Genomic DNA, 12,543 nt, shown 5'->3' with positions numbered 1-12,543 from the left:
TCGGGTTGCCGCCTCCGCTGCACGCCCCGTTGTCGGTCCACACGTTCTGCGCGTTGTTGCCGGGGATATCGCCCTGGGTCCACCACTTCGCGGTCCAGGTGTGGCCGTTGTAGGAGACCACGGCGCCACCGTTGTACGCGGTCGTGGACACCCACGCCGGAGCCGAACACGTCCCGCCGCCGGTGCCGCCGGTCGGGCTCGAGCTTGGCGTGCTGGACGGAACGGTCGTGGGCGGCGTCGCGCCGGCGAACTGCGTCGTGTACTTGGTGAAGTCCCAGTCGGCCTGCGGAACGCTGCTACATGAGCTGGAGGTGGCGCCGTTGTTGTCCGGCGGGTTGCACTGCCGGTCCCGGTTGACGTCCCAGAAGGTGTACCTGCCGAGGTGGTTGTTCTCGACGTAGCTCAGCACGGTCTGGAAGTCCGACTGGTAGAAGTACTCGCCGGTGTCCGAGCGGCCGTTCATCATCGAGATGCCCTCGTGCGCGTAGGCCGTCGCGCTGTCCCAGCCCATGTGCGTCTCCAGCAGGCTGTGGAAGGCGTCGAGCGCAGCCGTCTGCGAGGAGCCACCGTTGAACCCGCCGTCGAACGGCATGATCGAGAAGCTGGCCGGGGTAAACCCGAGCGACTTCGACTCGTCGAGCAGCTGGGTGCCGAACCAGCCGGTCCCCGAGGTGGTGCCCGGCATGGTCACGGTGATGATCATGCCGGGGTTGTCGCGCTGCAGGATCTGCGCCGCGCCCAGCTCGTTGGCGATCGCCGTGCTGTTCTCGTACTCCGGCTCTTCCAGGTCGAAGTCCATCGCGTGGATCGAGTACTTGCTGACCACCTGCTGGTACGCCGCGGCGGTGGCGGCCGGGGTGCCGCAATCCTGACCGAGCTTCGTGCCGCCGTAGCCGCCGATGGAGACCGAGACGTCCCCGCCCTTGCCGCGGATCTCGTTGATCAGGTTGCCGACCGAGGTGTCGCCGGAGACGTTGTCCGTGCCGTTCCAGGACGGGGTGCAGCCGCCGGAGTCGAGGATGAACGCGAGCTCGAAGGCCTTCTGCCCGGTCGCGTCCATGACGGTGCCGGGGTCGGGTGTGGCGGTGTCATTGACGAAGAGGTACGGCGCGGAGGCGTACCAGTTGCTCGACAGCGCGGTCGTCGCCGCGTTACTCGACGTGGCCAGCGCGAAGGTCGTACCGGTGGCGATCCCGACCGCGGCCACCGCGCCCAGCGCCGCGAATTGCTTCCTTCTCAAGGACTACTCCTGTTCACATTCGCGCCCGGGCTGCGCGACGTGGGTGCGGGCGCAGGCGGGCGGAGGGGGAGGCGGAGCGGACCGGGGCGCCGTCCGGCCCGAGCCGCATCGCGGTCCGAGGGTTGAGCGGCCCGTCGCGCGCGGGGGAGGGGAGAGAGGTCGTCGCGCGCGATCCGGGCGAATTCTTACAGTGGACTAGACCAATTCACAGGTCAAGGGCTCGGCGCGGGCACTTTCCCGTCAATATCCGCGCCGGTATGTCGCCCACCTGCGCATCATGCCGCGCGCCCGCCGTGCAGAGGTCTAGAGCGCCGCCCCGATAACGCCTCATTGAGCTTCGCTTAGGGCAACAGGCACAGGGCAACAGGCACGCAGTTCAGGACGCGGTAGCTCCGCCGTCCACCGGCACGACGATGCCGCTGAGGTGGCTGGCGCGGGCCGACGCCAGGAACACGACGACGTCCGCCACCTGATCCGGCGTGCCCGGCGGAGTGTCGGCGGGAATCATCTCCCGCCACCGCTCCGCATCGCCGAGCTTCGCGTCCGCGTAGAGCCGGGCCTGGGAGATCAACCGATCGGTAAGAATCAGCCCCGGATGCACGCCGAGGACGCGCACGCCGCGCTTGAGCGAGTTGCTGCCGAGTGCGCGTGTAAAGGCATCGAGCGCTGCGTTACCGGATGACACGGCGATGAAGTCCGGTGTCGGACGCAGCGCGGACGTGCCGATCACGTTGACGAACACGCCGCTTCCCTGCGCCTCCAGCCGCGGCAGGAGCAGTCGCGTGAGGTTGATGTAGCCGAAGATCTTCAGATCCCACGCGCGCCGCCAAGACTCCTCGTCGACCCGGGAGACGTCACCGGCCGGTACCGCGCCGGCGTTGTTCACGACGACGTCCACGGCCTCCAGCCGCTCGGCGAGCTCGCGCTGATCCGCGGACCGGCTCAGGTCGAGCGCATGGGTGCGCACCTTCGCCGAACGGGTCTCGCGCAGCTCGTCCGCGGCCCGCTCCAGGTCCGCCGCGCTGCGGGCGACCAGGTCGAGCACGGCGCCCTCGGCCGCGAAACCCTCGGCGCACGCGCGCCCGATCCCCTTGGAGGCGCCCGTGATCAGCACCGTGCGGCCGCGCAGTTCGAGGTCCATCGGCATGGTCGAATTCTGCTATGGCCGGCCAAGGCCCGGCTTAAGCAGGCGCGAAGACGTCCGGATCGCGCCGCACGGACCCGGGGTCAGGAGCCGCGCTTGACCGCCTCGGAAAGCCGCGCCGCCGCCTCGACCACGGCCTCGCCATGCAACTTTCCGGGCTGGCGGGTCAGCCGCTCGATCGGCCCGGAGACGGACACCGCCGCGATCACCCGGTTGTTCGGGCCGCGCACCGGCGCCGAGACCGACGCGACGCCCATCTCGCGTTCCGCGACCGACTGAGCCCAGCCGCGCCTGCGCACGCCAGCCAGCGTGGTGGCCGTGTACCGCGCCCCCTGAAGGCCGCGGTGCATCCGGTCCGGCTCCTCCCAGGCCAGCAGCACCTGCGCGCCGGAACCCGCGGCCATGGGCAGCGCGGTACCGACCGGAACGGTGTCGCGCAGGCCGGAGAGCCGCTCCGCGGCCGCGACGCACACGCGCATGTCGCCCTGCCGCCGGTAGAGCTGCGCCGACTCGCCAGTGATGTCGCGCAGGTGTGTCAGCACCGGTCCGGCCGCCGCGAGCAGCCGGTCCTCGCCGGCCGCGACGGCCAGCTCGGACAGGCGCGGGCCGAGGATGAACCGGCCCTGCATGTCGCGCGAGACCAGGCGGTGGTGCTCGAGCGCCACCGCCAGGCGGTGCGCGGTCGGCCGGGCCAGGCCGGTCGCGGAGACCAGGGAGGCGAGGGTGGCCGGGCCGGCCTCCAGCGCGGAGAGCACGGCGGCGGCCTTGTCCAGCACTCCGACCCCGCTGGAACCGGAGTCGAGCGGGCGGGCACCCTCCATCGAGCGCAGGCTGTCCGCCGGTCGGGCGTGCGGGTCCGCGAGGCGGCCCGGATCCCCGGCGCGGGCCGATTCCGCTGCTCTGGCAAGCGGATCCAGGGCGCGGGCCGGATCCACGGTGCGGAGGCTGTCCACGGAGCGGGCTGTGTCCATGGAACGATATTGCCATCTCAAATCACGAGACACAAATGCGATGGCCATTGAGACGGTGCCAGGCTCGTCCCACCGACCGAGTTCGACGAGCGCAGCGCCGGGCAGATGGTGTTGATCCGCCGAGCAGCCGGTGTGACTGTGCCTATCGCCCATCGCCGGAGCAACCCCAACGGCGGGGCCGGCGAAGCCGAAGGAGAGAAAACCGATGGCAGCCAATGCCTCAGGGGCCGCGGCCGACAAAGGCCGCACCCTGGCCGAGAAGGTCTGGGAGGCGCACCTGGTGCGCCGCGCCGAAGGCGAACCCGACCTGCTCTACATCGACATGCACTTCGTGCACGAGGTCACCAGCGCGCAGGCCTTCGACGGGCTGCGGCTCGCCGGCCGCAAGGTGCGCCGGCCGGACCTGACGATCGCCACCGAGGACCACAACACCCCCACCCTGGAGATCGACAAGCCGATCGCCGACCCGGTCTCCCGCACCCAGATCGAGACGCTGCGCCGCAACTGCGCCGAGTTCGGCGTACGGCTGCACTCCCTCGGTGACGCGAACCAGGGCGTCGTGCACGTGATCGGACCGCAGCTCGGCCTCACCCAGCCCGGAATGACGATCGTCTGCGGCGACTCGCACACCTCGACCCACGGCGCGTTCGGCGCGCTCGCCTTCGGCATCGGCACCAGCGAGGTCGAGCACGTGCTCGCCACCCAGACGCTGCCGCTCAAGCCGTTCAAGACCATGGCGATCAACGTCACCGGCCGGCTCAAGCCGGGCGTGACCGCCAAGGACGTCATCCTGGCCGTGATCGCGAAGATCGGCACCGGCGGCGGGCAGGGCTACGTGCTCGAATACCGCGGCGAGGCGATCCGCGAGCTGTCCATGGAAGGCCGGATGACGATCTGCAACATGTCGATCGAGGCCGGCGCGAGGGCGGGCATGATCGCGCCGGACGACACCACCTTCGGCTATCTCAAGGACCGGCCGCACGCCCCGCAGGGCGCGGACTGGGAGGCGGCCGTCAACTACTGGTCGACGCTCAAGACCGACGAGGACGCGGTCTTCGACGCCGAGGTCGAGATCGACGCGGACGCGCTGACCCCGTTCGTCACCTGGGGCACCAACCCCGGCCAGGGCGCGCCGCTCGGCGACCGCGTCCCGGACCCGGCCTCGTTCGCCGACCCGAACGAGCGCGCCGCCGCCGAGCGGGCGCTGGAGTACATGGGCCTGAACGCGGGCACGCCGCTGCGTGAAATCGCGGTCGACACCGTGTTCGTGGGCTCATGCACGAACGGGCGGATCGAGGACCTGCGTGCGGCCGCTGAGGTGATCAAGGGCCGAAAGGTGGCCGACGGCGTACGGATGCTCGTCGTGCCCGGCTCGGCGCGGGTGCGCCTCGAGGCCGAGGCGGAGGGCCTGGACAAGGTCTTCGAGGCGGCGGGCGCGGAATGGCGCTTCGCGGGCTGCTCGATGTGCCTCGGCATGAACCCGGACCAGCTGGCCCCGGGCGAGCGCTCCGCCTCCACCTCGAACCGCAACTTCGAGGGCCGGCAGGGCAAGGGCGGGCGCACGCATTTGGTCTCGCCGCTGGTCGCCGCAGCCACCGCCGTCACCGGCCACCTGTCCGCCCCGTCCGATCTGCTGGAGGTCTGAGAGCCGTGGAGAAGTTCATCAGCCACACCGGCACCGCGGTTCCGCTGCGCCGCTCGAACGTGGACACGGATCAGATCATCCCGGCGGTGTACCTGAAGCGGGTCACCCGCACCGGTTTCGAGGACGGGCTGTTCGCCGCCTGGCGCAACGACCCGGAGTTCGTGCTCAACAAGCCGGAGCGGGCCGGCGCCTCGGTCCTGGTCGCAGGGCCCGACTTCGGCACCGGCTCGTCCCGCGAGCACGCCGTCTGGGCGCTGCAGGACTACGGGTTCAAGGCGGTCATCTCCTCCCGCTTCGCCGACATCTTCCGCGGCAACTCGCTCAAGGGCGGCCTGCTGACCGTCGTGCTGCCGCAGCAGACCGTCGAGCAAATCTGGGAGCTGATCGAGGCGGACCCGAAGGCGGAGGTGACCGTCGACCTGGAGGCGCGCGAGGTGCGCGCCGGCGAACTGGTCGCGGCCTTCGAGATCGACGACTACACGCGCTGGCGGCTGCTGGAAGGGCTCGACGACATCGGCCTGACCCTGCGGCACGTGGACGCGATCGACACCTTCGAGACGGAGCGTCCGTCGTTCAAGCCGGTCACGCAGCCTATTCCGGCCTAACCGATCAAGCAGATCGCAAGCGGCGCGTCGTACCGGTCAGCACCGGTACGACGCGCCGCTTGCGCGTTGGACGCGGGCGCGTGGATGTCTGAGTGCGCCAATCGGCGCGTGGCTGGAGCATGCCTCAACTCGGGGCACAATGGACGAGTGCAGGTGGAACAGCGCGCGGATCAGGACGGTGACGAAACCGGCCATGGCGCCACGTCCGCGGGCGAGCTGTTCGATTCCGAGGAACTGCGGCAGCTTTCCGGTTACGCGCGGCTGGCCGAGCTGCTGAAGGAAGCGCACGGCGTGTTGCGCGGAATGGATCTGGAACTGCCGGACCGGGCTGATTTCGTGAGGCGGCTGCTCGTCATCACCGCCGCTTCCCGACACGATCAGGATGACGCCATGCGCCGTCTCGAGCGATTTCTGAGCGCAGTAGACGAGAAGCGCGGCGCCGCGCCGGAGGTTTAACGGCGGCCGCAGAACCCGGATAGCGCGCGGTTCGAAGCGGATAGTCCGACTTCCGGCGTTCCTCCCTCGGTGGAAACCATTGCGACACAAGGGTGATTAGGGCCGTTGGTGATTGATTCGCCCGATTCATCGCTCTACGGTGCGGAAAAGGTCGTTACGACCGGAGGGAAATCCGGGCGCGGCGGCCCAGGTTTCCACCCGTGCGGCGCGTACCGCGCACCGCACCCTCCCCAAAGGGAAGCAACGTGAACAAGGCGCAGCTCATCGACGCGGTTGCCGAGAAGCTCGAGGTGTCGCGGCGGGCGGCCGGCGAAGCGGTCGACGCGGTACTCGACGGGATCACCGGGGCGGTGGTGGCCGGTGAGAAGGTTTCGCTGACCGGGTTCGGCACCTTCGAGTCGGCGAAGCGGCCGGCCCGGATCGCGCGCAACCCGCGCACCGGCGAGCAGGTCAAGGTGGCGGCGGCGACCGTGCCGAAGTTCCGCGCCGGCCAGGCTTTCAAGGACGAGGTCAACGGCGCCAAGAAGAGCGCCAAGGGCGCCGCGGCGAAGAAGACGGCTGCCAAGCGCACCGGCGCGGCCGCCGCGAAGAAGACCGCGACCGCCTCGCGCGCCACCGCGGCCCCCGCCCGCGCGACCGCCGCCAAGAAGGCCGCGCCGGCGAAGAAGGCCGCCGTGCGTAAGACCACCGCGACCAAGGCGGCGGCCACCACCCGCGGCGCCACCGCGAAGAAGGCGGCGGTGACCAAGGCCGCGGCGAAGAGCACCGCGAAGAAGACGGTGACCAAGAAGGCCGCGGCCCGGCCGGTCTCCCGCAAGACCGCGGCCGTCGCCCCGGCGACCAAGACCGCTGTCAAGAAGACCGCGGCCAAGAAGGCGACCGCGAAGAAGACCACCGCCAAGAAGCGCTAAGGCGCGGCGGCGCAGATAGGCGCTGATGGAACTGCGGCGCTGAAGCACTGCGGGGCAGAAGCACCGTGGCGTTGAACGGTCGCGGGACTGAAGCATCGCGGCGCTGAAGCACTGCGGGACTGAAGCACCGTGGCGTTGAAAGGCTGCGGCGTTGAGAGGGCGCGGCTTCGAAAGCGAGTAGCTTCGAAAGCAAGCGGCTCTGAACGCCGCCACCGCTAAGCCGGCGCACCGCCGGCAGACCTGACAAGCGGCCCGGGTATCGCGCGATACCCGGGCCGCTGTCTGTCGTTTCCTGCCGGTTCCTGACTTTCTGTTAGTTCGACGGGGCGTCAGTTCCGGGGCCGGATATCAGAAATCGCCGAGGCCGGATTTGCCGCCTGCGATTCACCATCGCGCCGGGCTAATTCGGCAGCGGCAAAGTGGCCAGAGTCAGCGCCGTGATGCGCCCTTCCGCATCGACGCGCAGCGCGACACGCTGTCCGGGACGCGCGAGACGCAGTCCGCCGGCGTTGAAAGCGGCGGCGTCATAAGCCAACTCGGTTCCGTCGTCGAGCAGTACGGAGCCGCCCCTGGTCTCGGGGTCGAAAACGCGAACGGTCCCTTGCATACGATCAGCGTAGTGCCCGGCCCGAGGTCAGCGTAGGGCGCAGTCGCCCAGCCGAGGCGCGCAGTCCAGAAGCTTGAGCGCGGCTGTGGTGTGCGCGCCCACGCCGAGGTCGATCGCATCCGCCAGATCGTCCATGGTGTCCACGTCGCGCCGCAACGAGCGACCCGCGCCGGCCAGCAGCAGCGCGCCGCTCGCCTCGTGCGCGTAGCGCGAATCGACCCCGAAACGCGCGGCGAGCGTGCCGTGCGCGTCCGAGAGCAACAACGTCGTTCCGCTTCCCGGGGCGTCGGCGACGAACGCGCGGCCGTCCGGAGCTGAGGCCAGGGCCTCGGTCAGATCCACGGTACGCAGGCCCGGCAGATCGGCGGTGAGAGCGGCTACGCGGCGCCGTGGATCGTCCGCGAGCGCGTGGATCCGCCCTGCCTCGACCGCGCCGTTGAGTCCGCCCGAAGCGTCATCGGGCACGATGCGTGCACCGAGTGCACCGAGCCGCCGAGCCACCCGCCGGTCGTCGGTGACCACGAAAACCGCCGCCACCACCGGCGAGGCGACGGCCGCGACGACCGTGTCGCTCGCGAATGCCAGCGCCAGCGCGGCTCGGTGCTCGCCGGAAAGCGGCGCAAGCCGGGACTTGGCCTCCGGCAGCCGCTTGACGGGAATCACCACGGACCACACCCGAAGATCTTCCCACGTCCCGGCGGCGCAAGTGCGCGGGACCTGTCGAGCTTGGCACCCGAGCACCTGGCGCGGGACACTGAAGCGCTGTGCTCCGGCCGGTCCGTGCGATCAACCGCCGAGCACCACTTCACTGGCCAGCACAACGGAAGAAGGATCGACGGTGGCCCGCGCATCGCGCCGCAATCCCCGGCCCGGGGCAGCGTTCAAGTTCATCGAGGCGATCTGCCGGCCGCTGCTGGTGGTCCTGGTCAAACGGGACTGGCGCGGAATGGAGAACGTGCCGCGCGAGGGCGGGGTCATCGTGGTGGCGAACCACTATTCGTTCTTCGACCCGATCTCGGTGGGCCACTTCCTGGTCGCCGCGGGCCGTACGCCGCGCTTCCTGGCCAAGGCCGGGGTGTTCAAGCAGCCGACGCTGGGCAAGCTGTTCCGCGCGGCAGGCCAGATCCCGGTGTACCGCGAGTCCCGCGACGCGGCGCTGGCGTTCAAGGACGCGCTGGCTGCGGTGGAACGCGGCGAGACGATCATCGTGTATCCGGAAGGCACGATGACCAAGGACCCGAACCTGTGGCCGATGGTCGGCAAGACCGGAGCGGCCCGCATCGCGCTGCGCACCGGGGCTCCGGTGCTGCCGATCGCGCAGTGGGGCGCTCAGGAGGTCTTCGCCCACTACTCGAAGAAGCCGGACTTCTTCCCGCGCAAGACCTTGAAGGTCACCGCCGGCAAGCCGATCGACCTGCGCGCCGAGTTCGGCCCCGAAGTCACCGGCGAGGCGCTGCGCACCGCGACCGAGCACATCATGGACGTGATCACCGGGATGCTGGCGGAACTGCGCGGCGAACAGCCCCCGGCGGAGCGCTTCGACCCGGACGCGAAGCCGAAGCCGAGCACTGGGACTGGCACTGAGACGAGCGCTCAGAACGCCGCGGACTCGGGGGCGCAGGCGTGACCCGAGCCGCCATCTTCGGAACCGGCAACTGGGGGACCGCCTTCTCCCTCGTACTCGCCGACGCGGGCACCGACACCGTGCTGTGCGGGCGGCGCGCCGAGGTCGTCGACCGGATCGAACGCGAGCACCACAATCCCGAGTACCTGCCCGGGATCACGCTGCCCGAGACGGTGCACGCGACCACGGATCCGGCCGCCGCGCTCGACGGCGCCGACTTCCTCGTGCTCACCATCCCGGCGCAGAGCCTGCGCGAGAGCCTGACCCGCTGGGCCCCGCTCATCCCCCCGCAGACCGTTCTCGTCTCGCTCATGAAGGGCATCGAGCTGGGCACCTGCATGCGGATGAGTCAGGTCATCGCGGAGGTGACCGGGGCCGCGCCGGACCGGATCGCGGTGGTCAGCGGGCCGAACCTGGCCCAGGAGATCGCCGAGCGGCACCCGGCGGCCTGCGTGGTGGCCTGTGCGGACCAGTCGGTGGCCGAGCGGCTCCAGAAGACCTGCCACAGCCCTTACTTCCGGCCGTACACCAACACCGACGTGATCGGCTGCGAGCTCGGCGGCGCCGTCAAGAACGTGATCGGCCTGGCCGCCGGAATCGCCGACGGCATGGGCCTCGGCGACAACACCAAGGCGTCGCTGATCACCCGGGGCCTGGCCGAGACCACGCGGCTCGGCCTCGCGCTCGGCGCGGACCCGTACACCTTCTCCGGGTTGGCCGGCCTCGGCGACCTGGTGGCCACCTGCGCCTCCCAGCTCTCCCGCAACCACCGCTTCGGCAGCCTGCTCGGCAGCGGGCGCACGGTGGCCGAGGCGCAGCAGGAGGTGCGGCAGACCACCGAGGGGGTCAAGTCCTGCGCGTCAGTGCTCGAACTCGCCCGGCGGCACGGCGTGGAGATGCCGCTGGTGGAAACCGTGGTGGCGGTCGTGCACGACGGCCGCTCGCCGCGCGAGATGCTGGCCGCGCTGATGGCGCGATCGGCCAAGTCGGAGTCGCTCTACTGAGGAGTCCGTACGGCGAAGACGGTAAGGTCTCGTTGCTATGAGCGAGTCCCTGCCTTCCGTGCCGCCGACGCAGCAGCGCAAGATCCGGATCGCCGTCGTGTTCGGCGGCCGTTCCTCCGAACACGCGATCTCCTGCGTCACCGCGGGCAGCGTGCTGCGCGTCCTCGATCCGGAACGCTACGAGGTGCTGCCGATCGGCATCTCCATCGACGGGCGCTGGGTGCTGATGGCGTCGGAGGAGACCGCGCAGCTGGCGATCACCGGCGGGAACCTGCCGGCCAGGATCGACGAGACCAGCGGCGCGCTGGTCACCATGGCCGCCGACCCGACCGCCCGCGAGCTGACTGTGCACGAGCCCGGTTCGGTGCCCAAGGCGCTGGGCGAGGTGGACGTCGTCTTCCCGCTGCTGCACGGCCCGTACGGCGAGGACGGCACGCTGCAGGGCCTGCTGGACCTCGCGGGCGTGGCTTATGTCGGCTCGGGGGTGCTTTCCTCCGCGGTCAGCATGGACAAGGAGTTCATGAAGCGGCTGCTGGCGTCAGCGGGGCTGCCGGTCGGGCCGTATGTGGCGGTGCGCCGCGGCGAGTGGCTACGGAACCCGGAGGGCGTCGCGGCGGCGGTCGCGGAACTGGGCTTCCCGGTGTTCGTGAAGCCCGCCCGCGCGGGGTCCTCGATGGGTATTTCGAAGGTGCACGGTCCCGAGGAGCTCGCGGCCGCGATGGAGGTCGCGCAGCAGCACGATCCGAAGGTCATCGTCGAGGCGATGGTGCGGGGCCGGGAGATCGAGATCGGCGTGCTGGCCGGGCCGGGGGAGAGCCCGCGCACCTCGGTTCCGGCCGAGATCAAGGTGCGCGGCGGCCACGAGTTCTACGACTTCCAAGCCAAATATCTGGACGACTCGACGGACATCGGCCTGCCCGCTGAGCTGACCGACGAGCAGTCGGCCGAGCTGCGTCGGCTGGCCCTGGCCGCCTTTGAGGCGCTGGAGTGCGAGGGCCTGGCCCGCGTCGACTTCTTCCTGGCCGACGAGGGCCCGGACCGGCCGGCGCGCTGGCTGGTCAACGAGGTCAATACGATGCCCGGTTTCACGCCGACCTCGATGTTCCCGCAGATGTGGGCAGCATCAGGGGTCTCCTACGCGCAGCTGGTGGACCAGCTCATCAACGAGGCGCTGTCCCGCCCGACCGGCCTGCGCTAGCGCTAGCGGGAAGCCGACGGGCTGGGCGACGCAGAAGCAGTGGCTGAAGCAGACGGAGAAGCGGAAGCCGTCGAATTCGCGCCGGCCGCCGGCGAGGTGTCCGGACCCGAGGCGCCGTCATTGCGCGGGATGGCCTTGATAACGGCAGGGGAGAGATCGATGACGGCGCCCGTCTGCGGGCTGTACGCGTTGGGCACGTCCACTTCGACGTAGACGGCGCGCTGGGCGGCGGTGAATCGGTAGCCGTCGCTGGTCTTCTCGATCAGCCAGGCGACGCCGTTGAAATATCCTTCTTCGGCGGTCGGGTCATAGGTCTTCGACCCGGGTCGCAGAATTTCGGGCTCCGGTACGCCGCAGCGCAGCGTGATCGCGGGATCGCCCCAGGCTGCGGTAAGCGGTGAAGAAGGATCGGTACTGCGGCGCTTCTCGTTGTCCACAATCTGCGGCGCGGCCTTCGTCAGCGCGGCGCATTCGGACTGCGCGCTCGACGAGGTCGGTGTGGGCGCGGCGACGGCGACCGCGTTGCCGGAGTTGAACAGCAGCCAGACGGCGCCGCCGGTCAGGGCGGTCACCCCGAGCGCGACGGCCGCCTGGAGTGAAACGGGAAGCCTTGCGTACTGCACGTCAGAGCCGCACCACCGGACAGGTCAAGGTACGGGTGATGCCGTCGATCGTCTGAATGCGGGCGACCACGAGCTTGCCAAGGTCGTCCATCGTCTCCGCCTCTGCGCGCACGATGACATCGTACGGTCCGGTGACGTCCTCGGAGTTGGTGACCCCGGTCAGGCCCGCGATCTTCTGAGCGACCGCAGCCGCCCGGCCGACCTCGGTCTGGATGAGGATGTACGCCTGCACCATGCGGTCCTCCCTGCTCCTCTATCCGGTTGGACTAGTGAGAGTAGTCAATTAGAACTATGCGACGGCGAAACGTTACCCGCCTGATACCTCTCCGGCGCAAGGGGGAGGCGGCGCGTTACCACCTGCGGGTGGCCATAAGCTTTGAAAGTGAGCGAACGGGCGGCCGAGGAGAGCGTCGAAACCGGTAAAGCGGACGCCGGGGCCAGGAGCAGGACCGGCCATGTCGGCGCGTCCGGCGAAATACGCCGCGCGGCCGAGTTCGCGGTTGAGGCGGAGCGCG

13 protein-coding genes and 1 pseudogene are annotated in these 12,543 nt (G+C 69.9%); 7 read left to right on the top strand and 7 right to left on the bottom strand.

Translation table 11 applies throughout. From position 1 onward, the window contains the following. Positions 1-19 precede the first annotated feature (19 nt). The 3 genes and pseudogenes from VFA06_RS15750 to VFA06_RS15740 all read right to left on the bottom strand — a co-directional run. Positions 20-1,240, bottom strand: a pseudogene (locus tag VFA06_RS15750) (carbohydrate-binding protein); the annotation flags it as partial. 376 nt (positions 1,241-1,616) lie between these two features. Then, positions 1,617-2,387: a short-chain dehydrogenase/reductase gene (locus VFA06_RS15745; RefSeq protein ID WP_324841315.1), complete on the bottom strand. Its 771-nt coding sequence runs from the start codon at positions 2,385-2,387 to the stop codon at positions 1,617-1,619. Positions 2,388-2,467: 80 nt separating this feature from the next. Further along, positions 2,468-3,205, bottom strand: a complete 738-nt coding sequence (locus VFA06_RS15740; RefSeq protein ID WP_324841360.1) for an IclR family transcriptional regulator — start codon at positions 3,203-3,205, stop codon at positions 2,468-2,470. Positions 3,206-3,560: 355 nt separating this feature from the next. On the opposite strand from VFA06_RS15740, the gene leuC reads away from it, so the two are divergent. From leuC to VFA06_RS25930, 4 genes are all read left to right on the top strand, one after another. Continuing rightward, a complete protein-coding gene (gene leuC / locus VFA06_RS15735; protein WP_324841314.1) occupies positions 3,561-5,000 on the top strand; it encodes a 3-isopropylmalate dehydratase large subunit in 1,440 nt (479 codons plus the stop codon). 5 nt (positions 5,001-5,005) lie between these two features. Continuing rightward, positions 5,006-5,605: a 3-isopropylmalate dehydratase small subunit gene (gene leuD / locus VFA06_RS15730; RefSeq protein ID WP_324841313.1), complete on the top strand. Its 600-nt coding sequence runs from the start codon at positions 5,006-5,008 to the stop codon at positions 5,603-5,605. Positions 5,606-5,752: 147 nt separating this feature from the next. Continuing rightward, the gene (locus tag VFA06_RS15725) at positions 5,753-6,061 is read left to right on the top strand and encodes a hypothetical protein (protein ID WP_324841312.1); all 309 of its coding nucleotides are present in this window, start codon (positions 5,753-5,755) and stop codon (positions 6,059-6,061) included. A gap of 245 nt (positions 6,062-6,306) precedes the next feature. Beyond that, positions 6,307-6,972 (top strand): HU family DNA-binding protein, encoded by a 666-nt coding sequence (locus VFA06_RS25930; RefSeq protein ID WP_349260198.1) that lies wholly within the window; start codon positions 6,307-6,309, stop codon positions 6,970-6,972. A 400-nt stretch (positions 6,973-7,372) separates the two neighbouring features. Here VFA06_RS25930 and VFA06_RS15715 read toward each other — a convergent pair whose 3' ends face one another. Then, positions 7,373-7,579 (bottom strand): hypothetical protein, encoded by a 207-nt coding sequence (locus tag VFA06_RS15715; protein ID WP_324841311.1) that lies wholly within the window; start codon positions 7,577-7,579, stop codon positions 7,373-7,375. A 27-nt stretch (positions 7,580-7,606) separates the two neighbouring features. Further along, positions 7,607-8,245 carry a 2-phospho-L-lactate guanylyltransferase gene (gene cofC / locus VFA06_RS15710; RefSeq protein WP_324841310.1) on the bottom strand — a complete coding sequence of 213 codons (639 nt, stop codon included), beginning with the start codon at positions 8,243-8,245 and terminating at the stop codon, positions 7,607-7,609. Between the two features lie 172 nt (positions 8,246-8,417). Here cofC and VFA06_RS15705 point away from each other — a divergent pair, with 172 nt between their 5' ends. The 3 genes from VFA06_RS15705 to VFA06_RS15695 are packed head-to-tail and all read left to right on the top strand — an operon-like array spanning position 8,418 to position 11,405. Beyond that, the gene (locus VFA06_RS15705) at positions 8,418-9,206 is read left to right on the top strand and encodes a lysophospholipid acyltransferase family protein (protein ID WP_324841309.1); all 789 of its coding nucleotides are present in this window, start codon (positions 8,418-8,420) and stop codon (positions 9,204-9,206) included. After that, positions 9,203-10,207 (top strand): NAD(P)H-dependent glycerol-3-phosphate dehydrogenase, encoded by a 1,005-nt coding sequence (locus tag VFA06_RS15700; RefSeq protein ID WP_324841308.1) that lies wholly within the window; start codon positions 9,203-9,205, stop codon positions 10,205-10,207. Before VFA06_RS15705 ends, VFA06_RS15700 begins: the two co-directional genes overlap by 4 nt. A gap of 37 nt (positions 10,208-10,244) precedes the next feature. Continuing rightward, positions 10,245-11,405: a D-alanine--D-alanine ligase family protein gene (locus tag VFA06_RS15695; protein ID WP_324841307.1), complete on the top strand. Its 1,161-nt coding sequence runs from the start codon at positions 10,245-10,247 to the stop codon at positions 11,403-11,405. A 2-nt stretch (positions 11,406-11,407) separates the two neighbouring features. Here VFA06_RS15695 and VFA06_RS15690 read toward each other — a convergent pair whose 3' ends face one another. Further along, on the bottom strand, positions 11,408-12,028 hold the full coding sequence (locus VFA06_RS15690; RefSeq protein ID WP_324841306.1) for a DUF3515 domain-containing protein: 621 nt from the start codon (positions 12,026-12,028) through the stop codon (positions 11,408-11,410). A gap of 1 nt (position 12,029) precedes the next feature. Beyond that, entirely contained in the window at positions 12,030-12,263 is a 234-nt protein-coding gene (locus VFA06_RS15685) for an Lrp/AsnC ligand binding domain-containing protein (RefSeq protein WP_324841305.1), read from the bottom strand. Between the last annotated feature and the right edge of the window lie 280 nt (positions 12,264-12,543).

The sequence above is a fragment of the Actinocrinis sp. genome (assembly GCF_035653575.1).
GTDB lineage: Bacteria > Actinomycetota > Actinomycetes > Streptomycetales > Catenulisporaceae > Actinocrinis.
This window is presented reverse-complemented; position numbering and strand designations above follow the sequence as displayed.

Coding starts and splice junctions, on each gene's coding strand:
- VFA06_RS15745 (WP_324841315.1), bottom strand. CDS start 2,387: ATGCCGATGGACCTCGAACTGCGCGGCCGCACGGTGCTGATCACGGGC.
- VFA06_RS15740 (WP_324841360.1), bottom strand. CDS start 3,205: ATGGAGGGTGCCCGCCCGCTCGACTCCGGTTCCAGCGGGGTCGGAGTG.
- leuC (WP_324841314.1), top strand. CDS start 3,561: ATGGCAGCCAATGCCTCAGGGGCCGCGGCCGACAAAGGCCGCACCCTG.
- VFA06_RS15715 (WP_324841311.1), bottom strand. CDS start 7,579: ATGCAAGGGACCGTTCGCGTTTTCGACCCCGAGACCAGGGGCGGCTCC.
- VFA06_RS15695 (WP_324841307.1), top strand. CDS start 10,245: ATGAGCGAGTCCCTGCCTTCCGTGCCGCCGACGCAGCAGCGCAAGATC.
- VFA06_RS15685 (WP_324841305.1), bottom strand. CDS start 12,263: ATGGTGCAGGCGTACATCCTCATCCAGACCGAGGTCGGCCGGGCGGCT.